This is a genomic window from Cognataquiflexum nitidum (genome assembly GCF_022538055.1).
Classification (GTDB): domain Bacteria; phylum Bacteroidota; class Bacteroidia; order Cytophagales; family Cyclobacteriaceae; genus Cognataquiflexum; species Cognataquiflexum nitidum.
The window spans coordinates 1-22,050 of sequence record NZ_JAKZAM010000033.1; the positions used below are offsets into that span (position 1 = coordinate 1).

The window sequence follows — 22,050 nt, forward strand, 5'->3', positions numbered from 1 at the left end:
TATTTCGGAGAAAAATTATTTGACAGACTTATTATTGCGGCAGTTCAGACTTACGTGTGAAGTTAGGGGGAGTCATATAAAATTAAAGGTATAAAAATATATAATTCAAGTGTTTTGTTTTTTTTGATCTCCTGATTTTACTGATGAACAATGATTTTTATTGATTATTTTATTTTTCTCCATAAAGCCTTTAAAAATTGTGGTAAATGTGAATTCGAATCAGAATTCAAGCAAAGACAAAATAAAATTGTAGCTGTATTTGTAAAATAATTAAAAATTTTACTTTTTTATTCTATATTTGTAGAGTAAACTCTATATATATAGAATATGAACTTATCCAATGGTGAAGAACAATTGATGAATATAATTTGGCTAAAGGGAAAAGTATTTATGAAGGACCTTTTAGAAGGCTTCCCTGAGCCAAAACCTGCCGTAACTACTGTGGCTACTCTTCTCAAAAGACTATCAGAAAAAGGAGCTATAGGTTATACTGTTTATGGTAATTCCAGAGAATATTTCCCCCTGATTCAAAAGAAAACCTATTTTTCATCAAAAGTAAATGAGTTGGTGAAGAATTTTTTTAACGACTCACCTTCCCAGTTTGCATCCTTTTTTACAAAGGAGACTGATATGTCTCAAAAGGAGTTGGAGTCTTTGAAAAAAATCATTGAGGATCAAATTAAAACCAAATTGAAATGATTACTTATCTTCTTAATTCCGGTATTTGCCTTTCTGTGTTGTTTCTTTTCTATCATTTTGTTCTTAGAAAGGAGAATATGTTTGCCTTCAACAGGTATTTTCTCTTGGTAAGTTTGGCTTTTTCTCTGCTTGTCCCATTTATTTCTTTGCCCTCTTTTTTTCCTCCTATCATTTCTTCAGGGCAAAACGCAACGATTGAAATTCGAGAAATCTTTATTAACCATGATATTCAGCCATCAAATGACAAATTCCTTGTAGCGGATCCAGTAATTTCTCAACCGATTTCGGGATTCAATACTATGGACTGGTATGGGGTTTTGATTTTGGTTTACACGCTTGGTCTACTATTTTTTTTGGTAAAGTTCATATTTCAAATCCTTGGCATGGCCAAACTGATCAAAAGCGGTGTGGTTATTCAAAAGGAGAAGTATAAATTGGTTCTCCTTGATCAGGAAATTATGCCTTTCACTTTTCTGAATTATCTTTTTGTAAATCAAAAAACCTATTGTGGACCAGGACTTGAACCTGGGATTCTTCAACATGAATTGACCCATATTAAAGAAAAGCACAGCATAGATATTCTTTTAATAGAGCTTTTGAAATCTGTCTTTTGGTTTAATCCGATATTCCTATTTTATAAAAGGGCCATACAGCTCAACCATGAGTTTTTGGCAGACCGAGTAGTTATTGAAGGTTCGAATGATATAATTCAATACCAGAAATTATTGATTTCGAAGGTCATAGGAAATGAATTTGTGTTTAATCTCAGTAGCCCGATCAATTATTCGGTAACAAAAAACAGGCTGATCATGATGAAAAAAACCACCTCCAAACGTCGATCCATGTTGCTCAAAATAGTATTGGTTCCAATAATATTGTTGTTTGGGGCTGGATTAAGCCAATCCGAGGCCAACCAAAACAAGACTTCATTTTTGCCCGATTTCATGGGGAAGGATTTTGAAAGCTACATCAATGAGGCTTTAAGTGAGGAGTCTAAGTATATCCTTGAACTTGAAAAATTGGACATTAAAGGTGCAAAAGCAGCATATGATCAATTGAGTCAAGAAGAAAAAGAGGAGCTTACCGAATTTCCTTTTTTGGAAGATGATGTGATAGAAACTTTTTATAAACTTCAAAAAGCCAAAGACAGTGTCTTAATTAGAATTAATTTTTCTTCTCCTCCAGAAAAGAAGCAAATAAAATTAGATACTTGGCAAAATTGGCTAAACACTAAAAATCTGGAAGTAACTGTTGATGGAAACCAAATAGAAAGACCTTTACTAGAAAAATTTTCTCCCGGCGACTTCGCTTTATTTGAGGTAAGGGGAATTGAAAAAAAGAAATTTTTGAAAAAAGAAAAATTCAGGTTGACATTAACAACCCACGACCATTATCAGGAGAAATATATTTTTGCGAGAAAAAAGCTCCATACCATTATTGCTGGATATCCTGATGGAAATGAAGCTGAAGTTTTGTATCGTATCAAACATATCCTTCTTCTTCCAAGCGGTGAATTTGATCAATATTACCATGAGAATTTTCTCAATAGAGCATTAGAATCCATGTTAACCTATGAATTTGAAAACTATCCAAAAAAGAATGCCATTGTGGACATCCGAAAAAGTTTTGGCATCAATGTGACTAGGAATGGTCAAAAAGAAATGGTGGTCATTTCAAATGAATAAGCACCATTTCTTTTATCTTTAATTTAAAAAAGAACTATTGAAGTTAAGGGTTGTTACTGTTAACTTCAGCCACTTTCAGGATTTCCTTGATCACATCAGATTTTTCATCATAATTCCTATCAAATGGCATTGGATAGGCAGTTCTTCCCCTCATCGGCCAATTGTTCAACCAACTTCCCCCATCATGTATTCCCCAAAACGTAATCCTTGTAATTTTGTCTCGGTGCTTGAAAAATAGCGCAAACAATTCCCCATAGCGCTTTGCTAACTTTGCCTGGATTTCTACAGGTAGTCCGTCTTTGTAAGGATTGTATTTTTCATCAGACTCAAAAGTGGCATCTATGTCCGCCCCGTGTCTGTTGACAGGGTTTGGAAGTACGTCGATATCCAATTCGGTAAACATCACAGATAATCCTGCTTCAGAAATGGCCACGATGGAAGCTTCAATCTGTTCGATAGAAGGAGACTCAAGTCCATAGTGTCCCTGCATGCCTATGCCGTCTATTCTGATTCCTTCGGCGCGGAGTTCTTTTGCCAATAATATAGCAGTGTTCCTTTTTTCAGGTTTCCACATGTTGTAGTCATTGTAATACAATTCTGCTTCAGGATCCATTTGGTTTGCCTTAATAAAAGCCCTTTTGATAAAGTCCTTACCTGCTGCATTGTACCATTTGGAAGTTCTCATTTTGCCATCATCAAAAATGGCCTCATTGACTACATCCCAACCATGCACTTGGCCTTTGTACCTGCCCACCACCGCTTCAATATGGTCTTCCATTCTTTTTAGCAATGCATCTTTTCCTAGGAGATTTTTATCAGCATCTTCAAAAACCCAATTAGGGGTTTGATTATGCCATACCAAGGTGTGTCCAATGATCTGTGCATTGAGTTTTTCTCCCAATGCCACAAACTTGTCAACCGGGTCAAAATTATACTTATCGGGCTCGGGATGAATCGGTCCCCATTTCATCAGATTTTCCCCTGTGATGCTGTTAAAATGTTTTTCTAAGACAGCAGTGGCTTTTGGTTCCTGACCGGTTATTTGTCGGTAATTGAGAGCTGCACCGATTGTGAAAGCATCTTCAAAAACATCTTTCATACCTACTTGGGCATGGGAAGAAAAAGGCAGGAGGAATAGACAGATCGAAAATAGGTGTATAGGTTTCATGGGTATATTGGTTAAATGCCTGGAACAAAATTTCTTTTGAAGTTTAAATAGTAATTCAGGTCGTGTTTGGGTTTTTCGACACCGGTGGGAAGTGGCATTTTGGAGTATTGCTGAAAGTAAAGCAGGCAGGAGTCCCGCCACCATTCGGCTTCAGCTACCTGGATTCTAAAAAAGGAACTGATGTGCTCAAATCTTTCTCCGTCAATTTTTCCCTCCAGGGCGGACCATTGGCTTTGCATCCATCTGGCACCTTCGACTCCTTTTTGGTAGCGTAAGGCCATCTCTGTCCATAAGGTATTTCCTGTATTCAGTTTTTTGTCCCAAGGGACTCTATGAAACCAAAGCAAATGCTCCAATGGGATTTTGTCTGAATTTCCCCAAATCTTTTTCCATTCAGGATGGTATTGCGCCAAGGCATTGCTTCCTTTATCCGTGCGGTCAAACCCAATGCCCTCTCCCGATGCTTTGTGATAGTAAGTAGCTGTCCAATCTTCCCTGCCGCCGCCTGTCACCCAGGGCCCGGGTCCCCAATGATGGCTTCTAGCCATGATATGGTGCAATCCCAAGGGAGTCATATAATTGACCAAAATTTCATGGGATTGGAGCATGATCTCTGAGGAGGTTTTCACAAATTCGGCATCGTTGGTAAACGTCATTTTCAGCCAATCCCCGGCGATATCGTCAATATTGCTATCCGGATTCCAAGCTAATTTTCCAAATGCATACCAATCAGCTTGGGCTGTCGGGTGCCCGGTCCAGTTTCTGTCTGTTCCAATATTGGCAACTCCTGCAATACCGGTGAGAGAGTAGTCATGAAGGCTTCCATCTATAACTTTGCTGACAGTACTTCCTTTTCCTTTGGCATAGGTATCTGATTGTAGCACTTCTTGCCACATGGTCGCGAGATTTACCCAATGTGTTTCTTGCCCAAGGTATTCCTTTGTAATCTGGAATTCCATCATCAGTGGAGTTTGGGGCATGGCGCCAAAAAGCGGATGAAATGGTTCCCGTGGCTGAAAGTCAAGCGGTCCGTTTTTTACCTGTACAATGACATTGTCTCGGAACTTCCCATCCAAAGGTTTGAATTCATCAAATGCCTGCCGAATCCTGTCGGTTGGTGTTTTTTCATTGTAGACAAATGCCCGCCACATCACTATCCCGCCAAAAGGCTTGACAGCATCCGCAAGCATATTCGCCCCGTCGGCTTGTGTTCTTCCATAATTGTGCGGACCGGGCTGTCCTTCGGAATCGGCCTTGACCAAAAATCCTCCAAAATCAGGTATGTAGTAATATATCTCTTCGGTTTTCTTTTTCCACCAAGCTTGAACAGCCGGATCCAAAGGGTCGGCGGTGGGCAGACTATCCAAGATCATCGGCGCATTGAACCTTGCAGTGAGGTAAATTTTGATGCCATATGGTCTGAAGGCATCAGCGATGGCGGCTGATTTTTCCAGATATTCAGGAGTCAGTACCAAGGCATTGGCATTGACATTGGTAATCGAGGTTCCATTGATGCCGATAGAAGCATTGGCCCGGGCATAGTCGATGTATTGCTGATCGATATGCATCGGAAGCCGGTGCCAATTCCAAATACTGAAGCCGGCATATCCTCGCTCTACTGTCCTGTTGAGATTATCCCAATGGTTGAGAAGTCTTTTTTGGATTTTTGGATTTTCAAGAAGGTCTAGGTTTTCGAGTTTTTCCCTTGTCTGTATGGCTTTCAAAAAAGCAAAAGAACCGTACAATAATCCGATATCCGTTTTGGCGGTGATGATGATTTTTCCCTGAAAAGATTTCAGCCAATATCCTTCTTCCTGGATTTCATCGAGTTTTGGTCCCAGTTTGCTTTTGGTGTCAGCTGGTAAGTCATCGATTTTGAGCACCCAAGTCAAATTTGATCCGGTAGTTTTTGAAAAAACAGGAGAAATGTGTTGGCCGAAAAAACCTTCAGATGCTATTTCAAATTCTTTTTGGAGGACCACTAGAGTAGGGGATTCACCTGCGATGGTGATGTTTTCCAAATAGTCTCGGTAATAATCTCTTACGGCTTTGTTTTCAAAAGGGAGGTATTGCAGCCAGAGTTTATAACCGTCATTCCCATAGCAAACGCTTACTAATGAAATAAGTAAAAGCGTGATCGCTGATTTTTTGATTTTCATTGTGGATTTATAGGTTTGATTTTAGGATCAATGAGTAAGCTAGGTAATTTTACAAAAAAGTGTCAGGTAATCTTGATAAACGGAGGTCATTTTATATGGCAAAAGTAAAACACTCATTTTATATGCTTTTCTGGTCGGTTGCAAAAGTTTTCCCTTCCAATTTACAGATCTGTTGGATGACATCGCGACCGGAAAATGCGGCCGGTGGCAATCCGCCTCCTGTGGCCACCCAATGTCCTGCCATATAAAACCCCTTCAGACCAGCAAAGTGGCTGGAAATTTTGGTTTTCGTGGACTTGGGAGAAGGTAGCCATCCTCTGTAGGAGCCGTTGTGGTTTCCTGTCCAGTTTTCAAATGTAATTGGAGTGGCGATATCCATGAAATCAACCTGACTCGAAATGCCGGGAAATTCTCTTTCAAGATTTTTGAGCAATTCCTCCCCAATGCGTGACCTTTCCGCCCGGTAGGCTTTTTCCCCTTTTTGATGTAGTTTTTGCCAAAATCCATAATTTGTATCAAGGGATGCTGTGATCAATGTTTTTCCCTCAGGGGCGATGGTCTGGTCAAAGTTGTAGATCTGAAATGAAGCCCTGTGATGGACTAAATCACCCACCTTCAATTTTTTGGCCAATGGAATACTATGTCCTATTATCGAAGGCTCGGATGTATCAAAGGTCCGGTCAATTCCTGCAGAAAAATAAACCATAGATGGAAATGTTTCCAAAGTCCTATAGGCATCCAAAGTCACCTCATCAATAAAATTTGACCCGAGTAGCTTGAACAATACGTAGGCACCATCACATGCAGATACCACAAAATCAGACTGATGGATAGCTGAATCTTCTGTTTGGACTCCGGTTACTTCATGGTTTTTGATAAGTATTCTATTTACTTTTTTTCCGAGCTCTAATTTTCCGCCCAATTCAATATACCGATTGGTAAGCTTTTCCATAAATTTTCCGGATCCGCCAATCGGGTATCCTGCGATCCTATTGGAAGCATAACTCAATTGTAGCACCATAAAACTCATTGACATAGTGGGAGACCAGAAGTTTTGGAAGGCTTTCCTCAGAATTTTCGATTTGAATTTTTTGGCAAATTCATGTATTGACATATGGCTAAACTTCCCCAAAGCTGTCACTGCAGGGATATCATTCAAAAATACTTTACTCCAGTCCCATGCCTGAAGCAATCCAAAAGCCCGATCCATGGTAAAGTTTGCGTCTGCTACTAATTTGATACAATGGATCAATTCTTCAATAAGTCTTGAATCCACGGGAGAAATTGATAACAAATGCTGCTGTAGTTTATTCAGGTCAGTATAAAAATGCACATCTACACCGTCAATGTTTTTGTATTCGATAAAGCTGTTGTAATAATAAAAATCAATTTTGTCCAATACACCCAAGTCCCGCCACATCTCATAAAAATCGATCCCCGGAGCCGAACCCACAAGCCAATGGATAGAACCATTGACATTGTAACCGGATTTTTCCCATGAAGTGCAGGCCCCACCTGTCCGATTGACCATTTCAAATACGGTGGCTTCAAATCCATTGAGTCTTGCATATATGCCCGCAGAAAGTCCTGCCACACCACCACCTATTATGTTGATTTTTTTTGAATCTCTCATGTTATTTTGGGTTTGGTCAAAATGAAAAAAAGTTGTGGCTAGCGAGCTTTCTTAAAGTTAATAAGTATTGGGTTGTATAAAAATTTTATAGGTTAAAAAAAACTTGAATATCAGAGCCTTTAGACCAATAGAAAATAAGGGAATGTATATGGACAGGTAGAAAGAACAGAGATATACGCCTCTATGCAAGTAACCAAAAATTATATTTCATACAGCTTAGTAGCCCTGATTAAGTCGTGAAGGCTGTTTTAGTTTATTGCTAGGTATTATATTAAATTTCCATTTTACTGTCTTCATTGCGTATATGCCTATAAAAAAGTAAAAATTGGGAGAGATTGCTTTCAATTAAAAAACCTAAGATGGCCTTTGTTGATCTTTGAGAATGACATGTTGGGCTTTTTTTACTACATCTTTTATGATTTCATCCAATTCATATGCTGAATTGGTAATATGACCTAAAAAATCCTTGATTTCATTTAGTTCTAAATCCTCTCTCTGAATCATAGCAATGATTCCCATCATCCTCGAAAGTGGCGCTCTCAGGATATGTGATTGGACCCATGCAATGTCCCTTAGTTTTTCATTTTGTTCTTCGATGGCATCCAGGTACTTAAGCTTCGCTGTGATGTCGTTGATTAAAATGAGCCTACATCTTCTGCCCATAAATTCTATGGCATTGGAATGCGCTTCGACCCTAATTCTTGTACCGTCTTTTTTTACATGGTTAAGGATTACCTTGAGATGCTTGGGATTATCTTTTCGTGTAGATATCAGCAGGTTATCTGTATATTCCATCTCCTCTTTAGGTCTGATATCCTTGATAGTCATGCGCATAAATTCCTCCAAACTGTAGCCATAATGTTGGACTGCGGCTTGATTTACATTCAGAAATTCTAGGGATTCCAGGTCAAAGACCCACATAGGTTGAGGGCTGAGTTGGAATAAGTCTGCATATCTTTGCTCTGATTCTTGAAGCTTTACAATGTTTTTGTTTCTTTCGATGTTGTAGACAATGCTTTTGTGAAGGATCGCGGGGCTCATTTCATCCTTGAGAAGGTAATCAGAGACTCCCATATTCAGGGATTTAATGGCAAAATTAGCATCTACATACCCGGTAAGGACGATGATTGGAATATGTCCTGCGACCTCCATCATTTCGGAGATAAGCTGTTCGCCACTTTTATCAGGTAGGCTGATATCCAAAAGAATTACATCAAAATATGATTTGTTTTCGGTCAATAAAACCTTGGTTTCTTTAAAATTTTCGGATCGAAAGATCTTTGGCTCAAAAATCATTTCTTCCAAATATTCTTCCACAAGAACATAATCGCCCAAATTATCCTCCACTACCAATACCTGATATTTCTTTTTATCTTTGATCATTTATAGATTATTTGTTTTCAGGAAGAGAAACGATACTCAACCAAAAATCTTCGATAGAAGTAATGGCTTTCATAAACTCATCTGCCTCAATGGGCTTGGTTATAAAACAGTTTACCCTGTTTTGGTAAGAAAGGGTGATGTCTTTTTCTGAAGAGGAAGTAGAAAGCATGATTACAGGAATATGACTGGTGCCGGGATTACTTTTTATTGATTTCAACACCTCGTGACCACTTTTTTTGGGTAAGTTGATATCTAAGATGATAAGGTCAGGATTCTCAGCATCTTTGAATTTATTTTCCTTATATAAAAACTCAATGGCTTCTTTTCCATCACGGGCTATGCTGATTTTATTTTTGATGCGAAAGTCTTCGAAAGCTTCAAGCATGAGAAATATGTCCCCTTCATTGTCTTCTACTAACAAGATGTGAATTGGTTTCATTGGATTTTTTTATTTAAAGAATTCAAAATTAATTGGTTTTTGGAATGGAGAAATTGAAGGTGCTTCCTTCTCCTACTATTGATTCAACCCATATTTTCCCACCTAGGTTTTCAATTATTTTTTTGACAATTGAAAGTCCCATTCCGGTTCCAACGAATTCCTCCCGTTTGTGTAGCCTTTGAAATATGACAAAGATTTTATCGAAATATTCTTTTTCAATTCCAATACCATTGTCCCTGACAGAAATCACCCATTCATTTTCAAATTCCTTTCCTGAGATTTGGATTTCAGGGCGGATTCCTTCTCTGGAATATTTTAGTGCGTTATTGATCAGGTTATTAAATACTTGGATAAAAGGAGAAGGGTAGAAATTCAGAGATGGAAGGTCTGTAGTGACTATGATTGCCCCTGTTTCATTGATGATTTTTTTCTGGAGCAAAAGCACTTCCTTAACTATTTCATCAAGGTCAAACCTCTGCAGTGTCGTATCTACTTTACCGACTCTTGAATAATCTAGAAGGTCAAGAATAATTTGCCTCATCCGCTTAGCTCCGTCTACAGCAAAGCCTATGTATTGTATGGCTTTGGTATCAAGTGTGCCTGCATATTTTTTTTCAAGTTGAGTCAGAAAACTAGTCACCATTCTCAAAGGTTCCTGAAGGTCATGGGAGGCGATATAGGCAAATTGCTCAAGTTCGGAATTTGAAATTTCCAAGTCTCTTGCTTGTCTCCTAAGGTTTATATTTAAATTTTCCAATGATTCTTCATACTCTTTTTGGCGGCTAAGATCTGCCATGGCACCTACCATTCGCACCGGATTTCCCTCCGAATTTCGCATGATTACTCCTCTATCAACGACAAATGCGTACTTTCCGTCTTTCTTTTCAAACCTATATTCTCCTGTCCAATTGGTGACATTTTTGTTTTTAAGGCTTTTTTTAAGACTTTCTTTTATTGTAGGTGCATCCTCAGGATGAATGTGATTTAACCAATCTTTTGTAGAAATGGAGACCTTCGGGACTTCATGACCAAAAAGTACTTTGAATCCACCTCCCCAATAAATAGTATCATTGGTGATATCCCAATCCCAAATGGCATCATTGGTTGCTTCAGAAACTTTCTCAAACCTGTTGTTTGACTCCCAAATTTGTTCGAGGTATTTCTTTTGTTTGGTAATATCTCTAAAGTAGACCGAGAGCCCTTTTTTGTTGGGGTATACACTGATTTCAAACCACTGATCAGATTTAGAGAAATAGTGTTCAAAATGGCAGGTTTTCTGTTGGATTTTAGAACCTTCCAATTTATCGATAATCGCCAATTCAAGTTTATTCTGAAAATCGCTCAAAATACTTTTTCCGATGATTTCAGCTTTTTTTACGGCGAAAATTTCTTCGGACTTTTTATTCCAATAGGTTATTTTCCAATCCTCGTCAACATTAAAAAATGCGTCACCGATGCTTTCAAGAATGTCTTCTTTTTCGGCATAAGATTTCAAAAGAGATTCTTCTGCTTTTTTCTTTTCGGTGATGTCTATCCGGATTGCAAGGTATTGTTTGATCTTCCCTTTTTCATCCTTTAGTGGTGCGATGATACTGTCCACCCAATATTCTTCCCCCTTCTTGTTTAAGTTTTTTAAATCTCCCCTCCAGATTTCTCCTTTGGAAATTTTTTGCCACATATTTTGGTAGTAAGATTTGGGATGATATCCTGATTTATTGATCCGAGTGTGGGTTCCTATCAGCTCTTCACGGGTATAGCCTGAGAGTGCACATGTATGGTCATTGACTTCAAGAGCCACCCCTTGGAGATCGGTAATGGTTAAATTGAATGATTGGTCTAGTGCTTTTTTATAGTCCTTGATTGCCTGAATAGACCTATTCAGGTTGATTTCAGCTATTTTTTGGGAATGAATATCCTGAAAACTTCCCGTCATCCGGTGGCATATACCGTCTTTGTATTCAGGTTTTCCAATACAACGAACCCATTTTTCATTCCCTTTGGCGGTAATAATGGGCCTGTCAAATTGAAAAGATTTACCGTCTTCAATTGATTTTTTGAAAATTGCCCTTATTTCAGCTTGATTTTCCTCTAAATAAAAATTGCTGGCCTCATGAAAACTAGGCACTTCCCTTTCATCCAATTCATGGATTTCCATAGTCATAGGTGACCAGATCAATTGTTCGTTGATAAAATCAATCTCCCAGCCACCAATTTTTGAAAGATTGGTGGCGTTTTCCAATAATTCCTGAAGTTCTTTTTGTTTGGAGATGTTCTTTGCTATGGCATATATCAAACCTTCCTCTTGAGAAAATATAGAAGACCAACTAAACCAAATCGATTTCCCGGATTTTGAAATTAACCTGATTTCGGTATATGCTATCTTCTTAGAATGTAATAAGGATTCAAGCTCTGCCTTGTAAATGATATTATCCTCAGGATGGATAAACTCGTGGTACTGTTTAGTCATTAATTCATTTTCGCTATATTCAAGCAAATCAATAGCTGCCGGATTGATTTTTTTGAAGTAGCCATCCAAACCTGCAATACAAATGATGTCTGGGGAGGCATTAAATACACCGCTGAGTTGGTGTTCAAGCTGCTTTCTGTGGAGCTCAGAACCAAGAAACGTCTCTAATTTTTCAGCCAGTAGCGTGAAGGTATGGAGTTTACGATAGTTTTCATTTACAAGAAAAATCAAAACCCCGGTAACCTCGCCATTGAATTTTAATGGAATTCCCAATGCTTTGTTCAATCCTGTTTTTTGAGCTTCATTTTTCCTGATAAATCCCGGATGTTGGTCAAGATTTTCCCAAATCTCAAATTTTCCTTTCTCCCAGATGATTCCCGGCAAACCTTTCCCAAATGAAAATGAATTGACAGGAATTTTATTTTCAACAAAAAAATCAATTTTCTCTTCCCTTGAATAATTTGAAATAAGATTGAGAGATTGTTTGTCGGGAGAAAGAAGCCATAATTCTGAATAGCAAAATTCTCCAAAATTGGCAAGATGTCTTAAAACTAAATTAAGCGTCGATGTCAGGTTTTCATTTTTATTAAAAATGAGGTCAATTTCTGACAGCAGTCTTTTTTGGATCAGTTCGTTTTGATACTCTGAAATATCCCTTTGAATAAAAATCCATTGCGAAATATCCCCTTTTTCATCCAATACCGGACTTGCTGAAATACTGTTCCAAAACTCCTCTTGATTTTTTTTGTAACAGATGATGTTTATATCAAATGGCTTTCCCTTTTTCATCAATTCCCTCAAATTTTCATTTTCGGAAGGATTGGAATTTGATCTGATGATGACTTCAGGAGATTTGCCAAAAATTTCTTCTGCAGAATAACCTGTTATTTTGCTAAATGCAGCATTGGTATAAATTACTTTAAGCGAATTATTTGAATTTTTTCCCGCATCTGTAATCAGGACCGCATCACTTGTGTTTTTGACAACACTTTCTGTGAGTTTAAGCAGTTGTTCTTCTACAGTTTCTTTGGTAATATCACTCAGGACACCAATCATCCTGTTGACTTTTCCATCAGTGTCTCTCACGGCAAATGCCCGTTCTTCCACAAAAGCAAATTCTCCGTTGGCTTTTTTGAGGCGGTATTTGGCTTTCCAATTTTCAGAATTATAGTCAGATAGAAATAGTCCTAGGGAATTTTTGACTTTTTGCAGATCTGAATTATGGATGAGGGTCTCTTTTTGGGTGACATTGATAGGTAAAGAATCGACCGCGTAGCCAAAAAGAGTTTCAAACCCTTTTCCCCAGTAGAGATTGCCTGTGGTAAAATCCCAATCATAGATTGCATGCTTGGAGGCAAGTGTGACGTACTTGTACCTTTCATTGCTTGCCTTGATTTCTAGGTTTTTTTGGTGGTTTTCTAGAATAAGGCTAAGCAATGAAGCAGACCGTTCCAATATTTTCATTTCATCTTCAGATGGAGACCATACCTTGGAAGTATAACAAGCAAAAGTGGCAATAACTTCATAGTCTGAATTGAAAACAGGCTGAGACCAACAGGATAACAAATCGAAAGACAAAGCTAAATCTTTGTAATCCGCCCAAAGTGGATCTTTATTGATGTCGGATACAATCACTATTTTTTTAATGTAGGCTGATGTACCGCAGGAACCGGCTTTGGGACCGATGGGTGCACCATGGATGGCGTCCAGATAGGCTTTAGGGAGGGATGGTCCTGCTAAGTTCCATACTTTGCCATCCTTGACTTTGAGTATGGAAGCCATCATATGTGGGAATTCTTTTTCTAACCCAGAGAGGTAGTTAGAAAGGTAACATTGTAAATCAGATTTGTTTGAAATTGAATTTTCCAAAAGTTCCATTTCAAGCCATTCAAGGTTTCTTTGCATTTCTTTTTTGGTAACATCCTGACAGGTTACCATAATGCATTTTTTACCTTGGTAGTCAATTTTTTGGCCCGTGATATCCATTTTCATCAGCTTGCCATCCTTTTTGATGTGGGTGTATACGCCAAATTTTAAACGGTCGCCTTTTTTATCTATATTTAAATGGGCCTCATAAAGCTTTGGAATGTCCTGTTTTGGCCTTAGGTCGACAATTGACATGTTTAAGAACTCTTCTTTGCTGTAACCATATTGGGCCAAGGCAGAATCATTTACATTAAGGATTCGGAATGATTCCAAATCATAGATCCACTTAGGTAGTGGACCGGAATTAAATAATTTTTTATATTCATTTTCAGATATTTTTAAGGCTTCCTCAGTCTTTATCAATTCTGAAATATCATTCACCACGACCAGACAGGATTTTTTTCCTTTGAAGTCAATCAGGTTAGATTTTATTTCTACGAGAATTTTTTCTCCGGATTTTTTTTTATGAATCCAGTTCCCAAAGTGTGCTTTTTTGCCAAAATTGAGGTAATTATTTTCATTAGAGATAAGGGATTCAACCTTAGTTACCTCCTCGGGGGGGCGGATGTCCCGGATATTCATTTTTAAAAAGGCCTCTTTTTCGTACCCATATAAAGAGAGGGCAGCATTGTTGCATCCCGTTAACTGACCCGAGGAAAACTCCCATATATACATTGGGGCAGGATTGTCCAAAAAAAGTGATTCAAAATCAGTTACTTTTTTTATACCGTTATTGTAGGATAACCCTATCTGATCTGCTGATTTTTTCCCCATTATATTGTTCTTTTGCTAAATCCACTATCTCAATTTACATATAAAACTATAAACTAACTAGTGGATTGATGAAGTTTATGCCAATTATTGCTAAATTTTTGCAAGTTGTTATCCATTCTTGATTGGTTTTTTAGGATTGAAAACACCCAAAAAAATCAATATGTGTATCCTCTTTCTTGCACGTAGCCAAACAATAATTTGTTGGAGGAGCCTTTGAACACCAAGTGGACAGTGGATTGTCGTCTGCGGACGAGTATCCTCATTCGATACTACCTCCTATAGCCCAAAGCACAACATTGCGGATACTCATAAAATCAATTACCCGTAAATACGAAACCTCAGTTTAGTTTTAGCACTGATTTTTTTACAGTCATCTTTTTCAAAATAAAGAATGGGTTAGCGTCATGGTGGAAGTGGTTATTTAAGGACATTTTGCCAAGCAGTCCTAACTTTTTTTACCAATCATAAATAAAGGAGATGTTCGCCTTTCCCTGAATAAAATTTTTTTTATACCAATTGTGCTTTTTCAAAAACTCAAAAAAAAGCCATAGTCAGACCTTTGGGATAAAAATTAAAAAACAGTATTGAGATTAGCCGAAAACATTATATTTGAAAATAATTCGGTCAAAAAAAGAAATTATCTTTTGCAATCGATTCCGAATCAAAATCTTATACAATAAACCATAACCTATGTTATTAGAACCCTTAGACCTCGCCGTTTTTATCGGATATTGTTTACTGATTGTCGGCATGGGCCTTTTCGTTTCGCGGGAAAAGAAAGGTCATATCAAAGACTCAAAAGATTACTTCCTGGCTTCCAAAGCGTTGCCTTGGTGGGCGGTAGGGGCGTCCTTGATTGCTTCCAATATTTCCGCTGAGCAGTTTATCGGAATGTCAGGCTCCGGATTTGCTTTGGGATTGGCAATATCCACCTATGAATGGATGGCTGCGGCGACACTCCTTGTGGTTGCGATATTTTTTCTTCCGGTTTATATCAAAAAAGGGATTTATACCATGCCGGGTTTTTTGCTCGACAGGTATGATACCAGGGTAAGGACTACGATGGCCATATTTTGGTTATTGTTGTACGTGTTCGTCAACTTGACTTCAGTATTATATCTTGGCGCATTGAGTTTAAATACCATTCTAAATGTCCCCATGACTTATGGAATTATTGGTTTGGCGCTCTTCGCTATGATTTATTCCATCTATGGAGGGCTCAAAGCTGTGGCTTGGACAGATGTGGTGCAGGTAGTTTTTCTGATTGCCGGTGGTTTGGCGACAACTTACATTGCTCTTCAGATAGTTGGAAGCGGGGATGCTTGGGATGGCTTGAGTTTGTTGAGAAAAGAAGTTCCGGGTCACTTTTCAATGATTCTTTCCAAAGGAGAAATGATGATTTCTGATGGTAAGGGCGGCACAAGAGACGCTTATTTGGATCTACCCGGCATCAGCGTTTTGGTAGGAGGGATGTGGATTACCAACTTGAGTTATTGGGGATTTAACCAATACATTACCCAAAGGGCACTTGCTGCTAAGAATCTTGATGAAGCACAAAAGGGAATGATCTTCGCCGGATTTTTGAAATTGTTGATGCCTTTGATAGTTGTCATTCCTGGAATCGCTGCATGGGTAATTGTAAAGAATGGAATTGATGTTGATTTCATTGCTTCCATGAATGATCCTGTCACCGGTTTGATCAAATCAGACAGGGCTTATCCTACATTGCTCCAGATTTTGCCGGTTGGTTTGAAAGGTTTGGCTTTTGCAGCCCTGACAGCAGCGATAGTGTCCTCATTGGCATCTATGGCCAACAGTACTTCCACCATTTTCACGATGGATATTTATAGGCAATACATTGACAAAAATGCCTCTGAGACCAAACAGGTAAGAGTGGGCAGGTTGGCAGCTTTGGTGGCTTTTGTCGTCGCTGCGATTGTGGCGCCGGCATTGGGTTCTTTGGATCAGGCGTTTCAGTTTATTCAGGAATACACAGGTTTTGTCTCTCCGGGAGTGTTTGCCATCTTTTTCTTTGGAGTATTCTGGAAAAAAACCACTTCCAATGCTGCACTGACTGCAGCTATTTTGACTATTCCTTTGTCAACCGCATTGAAGTTTGGAATGCCAGACCTTCCTTTCCTTGATAGGATGGGCGTGGTATTCTTGGTGATTTCTGCTTTGATTATTGCCATTAGTTTGTACGAAGGCAAAGGAAAAGACCATCCAAACGGCATTGATATCAACAAAGAGCTATTCAGGACAAGTACTACCTTCAAAATCGGTGCTATTATTATTTCAGGCATCACCGCGGCACTTTATATTATATTCTGGTAGAATTTATCAAGCATGAGAAGATTATTGATTGGATATGATATAGGGAGTTCTTCGGTAAAAGCTACCCTTTTGGATGCTGATACCGGAAAAGTCGTAGCGACTGAAGGCTTGCCAAAAGTCGAAATGACTATCGCTGCCCCGCAAAATGACTGGGCAGAGCAGGATCCTGATATGTGGTGGAAGTACATCATAGATACCACCCACGCCATTGTCAAAAGTGGCGAAGTAAAAAAGGGCGAACTGAAAGCCATAGGGATTTCCTATCAGATGCATGGTTTGGTGTGCGTGGATATAAATGGACAAGTTATCCGTCCTTCCATAATTTGGTGTGACAGCCGGGCCGTGGCTATTGGCAACAAAGCTTTTCAGGAATTGGGTGAGGAATACTGCCTTCCCCATTTGTTGAATTCTCCGGGAAATTTTACGGCATCCAAGCTGAAGTGGGTCAAGGAAAACGAGCCTGACCTTTATGGCCGCATCCATAAAATCATGCTTCCCGGTGATTACATCGCCATGAAGCTTTCCGGTGAAATCAAAACTTCGGAGACAGGTCTTTCAGAAGGGATATTTTGGGATTTCAAATCCAATGGATTATCAAAAAAGCTTTTGGATTACTACGGAATAGATGAATCACTGATCGCAGACGTAGTGCCTTCTTTCTCCTTTCAGGGAATGGTCAATTCCGAAGCGGCGGAAATTTTGGGGATAGAAACAGGCGTGCCGATTACCTATCGTGCCGGCGACCAACCCAACAATGCTTTTTCACTCAATGTATTGGAAGAAAGTGAATTGGCAACGACTGCAGGTACAAGCGGGACAGTTTATGGAGTAAGTACACGAGCGGTATATGACCCGAAATCAAGAGTAAATACCTTTGTACATGTAAACCACAAGCAGGAAGATCCAAAATACGGTGTTTTGCTTTGTGTCAACGGGACGGGGATTTTGAATTCCTGGCTCAAAAAACTCCTGGGGGGTGAAAGCATTTCCTATCCTGAAATGAATGACTTGGCAGCCCAGGTTCCTGTAGGTTCTGAAGGTCTGAAGTTTATCCCATTTGGAAACGGTGTGGAAAGAATCATGGAAAACAAATCCGTAGACGCGCATCTTTCAGGCATCAATCTTCTCAAGCATGACAGGAGACATGTTCTCCGGGCAGGGCAGGAAGGCATAGTGGCTTCGCTGACTTATGGTTTTAGCATCATGAAAGACATGGGCCTAAATCTAAATACTGTCAAAGCAGGAAGAGCCAATATGTTTTTGAGTCCATTGTTCAGAGAGGCTTTTGTGAACATGAACGGCGTCACTCTTGAATTATATGACACTGATGGCTCTCAGGGAGCAGCACGTGGAGCAGGGATCGGTGCCGGAATTTATGCCTCTCCAAAAGAAGCATTTCAGGGACTTGACAAGCTTGCTTCGATAGATCCAAATCCTTCTTTGGTCAGTACCTATAAGGAAGTCTACGAAAATTGGTTGGAAGCATTGAAAAAAGTGCAGTGATCAGTTTTTAGTCTCAGTGGGCTGTTTCAGTCGTAGTTGTCAGCCAAGTCAAGGAGTTGAGAAATACGTTTCCAAAATCTCAAATATCAAATCTCAAATCTCACATCTCACATCATAAAATAACCTATGAATATCATGTCAAAAACCTATTTTCCAAACATCGACAAAATCAAGTTTGAAGGAAAAGGCTCCAAAAATCCATTTGCTTTCAAATATTATGATGAAAATAAAATTGTAGGAGGGAAGACCCTCAAAGAACACTTCAAGTTTTCAATTGCTTATTGGCATACCTTCTGCGCCACGGGTGCTGATCCATTTGGACCGGGAACCATGGAAAGACCTTGGGATGCGAATGCAGATGCAGTCCAAAGAGCCAAAGACAAGATGGATGCTGCTTTTGAATTTATCACCAAAATCGGTGCTCCGTATTATTGCTTCCATGACATCGACCTCATAGATGAAGGAAATTCCCTTTCCGAATACGAAAGCAGGATGCAGATCATCACGGATTATGCCAAGCAGAAGCAGGCAGAAACCGGGGTGAAGTTGCTTTGGGGAACAGCCAACGTATTCTCAAATCCACGCTATATGAACGGTGCTTCTACCAATCCCGACTTCAATGTCGTGACTTGGGCAGGAACTCAGGTGAAAAATGCCATCGACGCCACCATCAAATTAGGCGGAGAAAATTATGTATTCTGGGGAGGAAGAGAAGGTTACATGTCTCTTTTGAATACCGACATGAAACGCGAAACCGAACACCTCGGCAGATTTTTGACCATGGCTAGGGATTATGCAAGAAAGAACGGATTCAAAGGAACCTTCTTTATCGAGCCAAAACCGATGGAACCTACAAAACACCAATATGATTATGATTCGGCGACAGTGATCGGTTTCTTGAGACATTTTGGATTGGACAAGGATTTCAAATTGAATATCGAAGTCAATCATGCGACATTGGCTGGCCATACTTTCCAACATGAACTGCAGGTAGCAGCTGATGCCGGCATGTTAGGTTCTATAGATGCCAATAGAGGAGATGCGCAGAACGGATGGGATACCGACCAATTTGCCATCAACCTTCAGGAACTGACTGAGGCCATGTTGGTAATCCTCCAAGGTGGAGGCTTACAAGGTGGAGGAGTGAACTTTGATGCTAAAGTAAGAAGGAATTCCACAGACCTTGAAGATTTGTTCTTGGCACATATTGGCTCCATGGATGCTTTCGCAAGAGGCATGTTGATCGCCAATGATATTTTGGAAAATTCAGCCTATCTGGATTTGAGAAAGCAGCGTTATGCTTCTTTTGATGCAGGAAAAGGAAAAGAATTTGAAGAAGGCAAGCTGACTTTGGAGGATTTGAGAAGCCTGGCAGTTGCTAACGGTGAACCAAAACAAACAAGCGGCAAGCAGGAATTGTACGAAAATATCCTGAATGAATTTATATAGGATTCAATCAAGGTGAAAATATAAAAACCGTCTGGTGTGAACTAGACGGTTTTTTTTGTTTGGTGGTAGGAGGATCCGCGAAAAATGTCGGGATGCAATTAAGCCCCGAGAAAAGAAATTTCAATGGTTTACTAATAAGGGATCTTATACTTCAGGGAAATTCTCTTATGAAACACTTGTGGGGAGGAGGTCGGCGGACCGGGTCGGCGTTGGGGCTGAGCGTGGATAGGATTCTGCCGACTTGCCTTTTTGTGGTAAGACAAAAAGTGACACAAGAATAGATCGTCAAAATATGGTCAAATAATTGAAAAAGAAAAAGGCGACCTTCCAAATGAAGTGACTTCTCAACTTACCTGTTTTTGGTGTGAAGCTCCCCTAGGCGGAATTTGCAATTACGCCTTCTTATAATTGGAATTTGCAATTCCATTCGGACAGTTCTTTATTTTTATAATTTTCTATCAACCTTCCCTGTTTTTGGTGGGAAGCCCATTCCTCGCTTATCATCTTTGCTTTCAAAACCAAAGGCAACTGATTTTCTTAAACCCCAAGCTGCGGTGCCAGGAAATTTGTTTGGGTATAAAAATCAGAGAAGCACCTTGCACGGGGCTAATATTATTTCGCCCGCTTCGGGGCTATTGGTCGAATGAGCCCCGAGAAAAGAAATTTCAATGGTTTACTAATAAGGGATCTTATACTTCAGGGAAATTCTCTTATGAAACACTTGTGGGGAGGAGGTCGGCGGACCGGGTCGGCGTTGGGGCTGAGCGTGGATAGGATTCTGCCGACTTGCCTTTTTGTGGTAAGACAAAAAGTGACACAAGAATAGATCGTCAAAATATGGTCAAATAATTGAAAAAGAAAAAGGCGACCTTCCAAATGAAGTGACTTCTCAACTTACCTGTTTTTGGTGTGAAGCTCCCCTAGGCGGAATTTGCAATTACGCCTTCTTATAATTGGAATTTGCAATTCCATTCGGACAGTTCTTTATTTTTATAATTTTCTATCAACCTTCCCTGTTTTTGGTGGGAAGCCCATTCCTCGCTTATCATCTTTGCTTCCAAAAACCAATGACATCGTATTTTCTTAAACCCCAAGCTGCGGTGCCAGGAAATTTGTTTGGGTATAAAAATCAGAGAAGCACCTTGCACGGGCTTGCTATTATTCAGCTCCGCCGTGGCGGACTGTTTGTCGAAGGAGCCAAAATCAGGAGATTTCCCTCCCATCTGAATGTAGAAAAGCGCAAGCAAAAAAACACCGTCAAAAATCTATTTGACGGTGTTTTTTGTCTCAAATCTCAAATCCTACGTCTCAAATCTCCATTACTTCCTCATTGGCTCAATAGTCTGTATCGTTCCATCTTCATTGTGAACCAATTCGGTCATTTTGATATTGCGGAGGTGGGTTTTGTTGGTCAATTCGGTATCGTGGTAGAAAATGTACCACTTGCCTTCAAACTCCACTATGGAATGGTGGTTGGTCCATCCCTGAACAGGATTCAGAACTACTCCCTGGTAGGTAAATGGTCCATAAGGATTGTCCCCGATGGCATACGCAATATTGTGGGTATCACCGGTAGAATAAGAAAAGTAATATTTTCCATTATACTTATGAACCCAGGCAGCTTCAAAAAATCTCCTTTCATTGTCTCCTGCCAAGATTGGATTGCCCAATGAATCTAGGATATTTACATCCTTTGGGGCTTCAGCCATTTGCAACATATCTGCACTCAATTTTGCCATTTTCGGCATCAAGGAAGGTTCGTTTTTTGCAGGAATTCCATCAGTAGGGCCTTTACCAACAGGTTTGTATATGTTGTCTCTATATTGTTGCAACTGTCCTCCCCAAATTCCTCCAAAGTATAAGTAATAGCTGCCATCTTCATCATTGAATACAGCAGGATCCATACTGTAGCTTCCTTTGATTGCTTCGGGTTCGGCTTTAAATGGTCCGGCAGGATTATCCGCTACCGCAACCCCAATTCTGAAAATATCATCCTTATCCTTTGCGGGAAAGTAGAGGTAATATTTACCGTCCTTTTCAGCCGCATCAGGTGCCCACATTTGTCTTTTGGCCCAAGGCACATCTGCCACATCCAATGCTTTGCCGTGGTCGGTAATTTGGCCACCGGGCTTGTCCATGGAAAAAACATGATAGTCCATCATATTAAAATGGGCACCCATATCATCTTCCTTAACATCGGATTCGACATCATGCGAGGGATAAATATAGATTTTCCCATCAAATACATGGGCAGAAGGATCAGCGGTATAAATATGGCTGACCAATGGCGGATTGATAAAATTGGAGACTTCTGTTTCCTCGACTGCCTTTTCTTCTGTTTTTGGTCCACAAGAAAAAACCAAAAAAGGAATTGAAATTGCAAAGAGAGTGGTTTTCTCAAAATTGATTTTCATAGGTTTTAGGTTTTTGT

General features: G+C 39.6%; 12 protein-coding genes. 5 read left to right on the forward strand and 7 right to left on the reverse strand.

Annotated elements, in window-relative coordinates:
* The first annotated feature begins 327 nt into the window (after positions 1 to 327).
* Both MMU07_RS18310 and MMU07_RS18315 read left to right on the forward strand, forming a co-directional pair.
* Positions 328 to 699, forward strand: a complete 372-nt coding sequence (locus MMU07_RS18310; protein ID WP_241128054.1) for a BlaI/MecI/CopY family transcriptional regulator — start codon at positions 328 to 330, stop codon at positions 697 to 699.
* Positions 696 to 2,384, forward strand: a complete 1,689-nt coding sequence (locus MMU07_RS18315) for a M56 family metallopeptidase (protein WP_241128055.1) — start codon at positions 696 to 698, stop codon at positions 2,382 to 2,384. Before MMU07_RS18310 ends, MMU07_RS18315 begins: the two co-directional genes overlap by 4 nt.
* Before the next feature lie 43 nt (positions 2,385 to 2,427).
* On the opposite strand, the gene MMU07_RS18320 is transcribed toward MMU07_RS18315, so the two are convergent.
* The 6 genes from MMU07_RS18320 to MMU07_RS18345 form a co-directional block, all read right to left on the reverse strand.
* Positions 2,428 to 3,552 (reverse strand): endo-1,4-beta-xylanase, encoded by a 1,125-nt coding sequence (locus MMU07_RS18320; RefSeq protein WP_241128056.1) that lies wholly within the window; start codon positions 3,550 to 3,552, stop codon positions 2,428 to 2,430.
* Between the two features lie 11 nt (positions 3,553 to 3,563).
* Positions 3,564 to 5,711, reverse strand: coding sequence for an alpha-glucuronidase family glycosyl hydrolase (locus MMU07_RS18325; RefSeq protein WP_241128057.1), 2,148 nt, complete (start codon positions 5,709 to 5,711; stop codon positions 3,564 to 3,566).
* A gap of 118 nt (positions 5,712 to 5,829) precedes the next feature.
* Entirely contained in the window at positions 5,830 to 7,344 is a 1,515-nt protein-coding gene (locus MMU07_RS18330) for a phytoene desaturase family protein (protein WP_241128058.1), read from the reverse strand.
* Between the two features lie 354 nt (positions 7,345 to 7,698).
* Positions 7,699 to 8,727 carry a PAS domain S-box protein gene (locus tag MMU07_RS18335; RefSeq protein ID WP_241128059.1) on the reverse strand — a complete coding sequence of 343 codons (1,029 nt, stop codon included), beginning with the start codon at positions 8,725 to 8,727 and terminating at the stop codon, positions 7,699 to 7,701.
* A gap of 7 nt (positions 8,728 to 8,734) precedes the next feature.
* Positions 8,735 to 9,166, reverse strand: a complete 432-nt coding sequence (locus tag MMU07_RS18340; RefSeq protein ID WP_241128060.1) for a response regulator — start codon at positions 9,164 to 9,166, stop codon at positions 8,735 to 8,737.
* A 28-nt stretch (positions 9,167 to 9,194) separates the two neighbouring features.
* A complete protein-coding gene (locus MMU07_RS18345) occupies positions 9,195 to 14,333 on the reverse strand; it encodes a PAS domain S-box protein (RefSeq protein ID WP_241128061.1) in 5,139 nt (1,712 codons plus the stop codon).
* Positions 14,334 to 15,023: 690 nt separating this feature from the next.
* Here MMU07_RS18345 and MMU07_RS18350 point away from each other — a divergent pair.
* The 3 genes from MMU07_RS18350 (at position 15,024) to xylA (ending at position 19,619) form a co-directional block, all read left to right on the forward strand.
* Complete coding sequence (locus tag MMU07_RS18350) at positions 15,024 to 16,667, forward strand: sodium/sugar symporter (RefSeq protein ID WP_241128062.1); 1,644 nt, start codon at positions 15,024 to 15,026, stop codon at positions 16,665 to 16,667.
* Between the two features lie 12 nt (positions 16,668 to 16,679).
* Positions 16,680 to 18,170 (forward strand): xylulokinase, encoded by a 1,491-nt coding sequence (locus MMU07_RS18355; RefSeq protein WP_241128063.1) that lies wholly within the window; start codon positions 16,680 to 16,682, stop codon positions 18,168 to 18,170.
* A 135-nt stretch (positions 18,171 to 18,305) separates the two neighbouring features.
* Positions 18,306 to 19,619 (forward strand): xylose isomerase, encoded by a 1,314-nt coding sequence (gene xylA / locus MMU07_RS18360; protein WP_241128064.1) that lies wholly within the window; start codon positions 18,306 to 18,308, stop codon positions 19,617 to 19,619.
* A 1,319-nt stretch (positions 19,620 to 20,938) separates the two neighbouring features.
* On the opposite strand, the gene MMU07_RS18365 is transcribed toward xylA, so the two are convergent.
* Positions 20,939 to 22,033 (reverse strand): glycoside hydrolase family 43 protein, encoded by a 1,095-nt coding sequence (locus tag MMU07_RS18365; protein WP_241128065.1) that lies wholly within the window; start codon positions 22,031 to 22,033, stop codon positions 20,939 to 20,941.
* Positions 22,034 to 22,050: the final 17 nt, after the last annotated feature.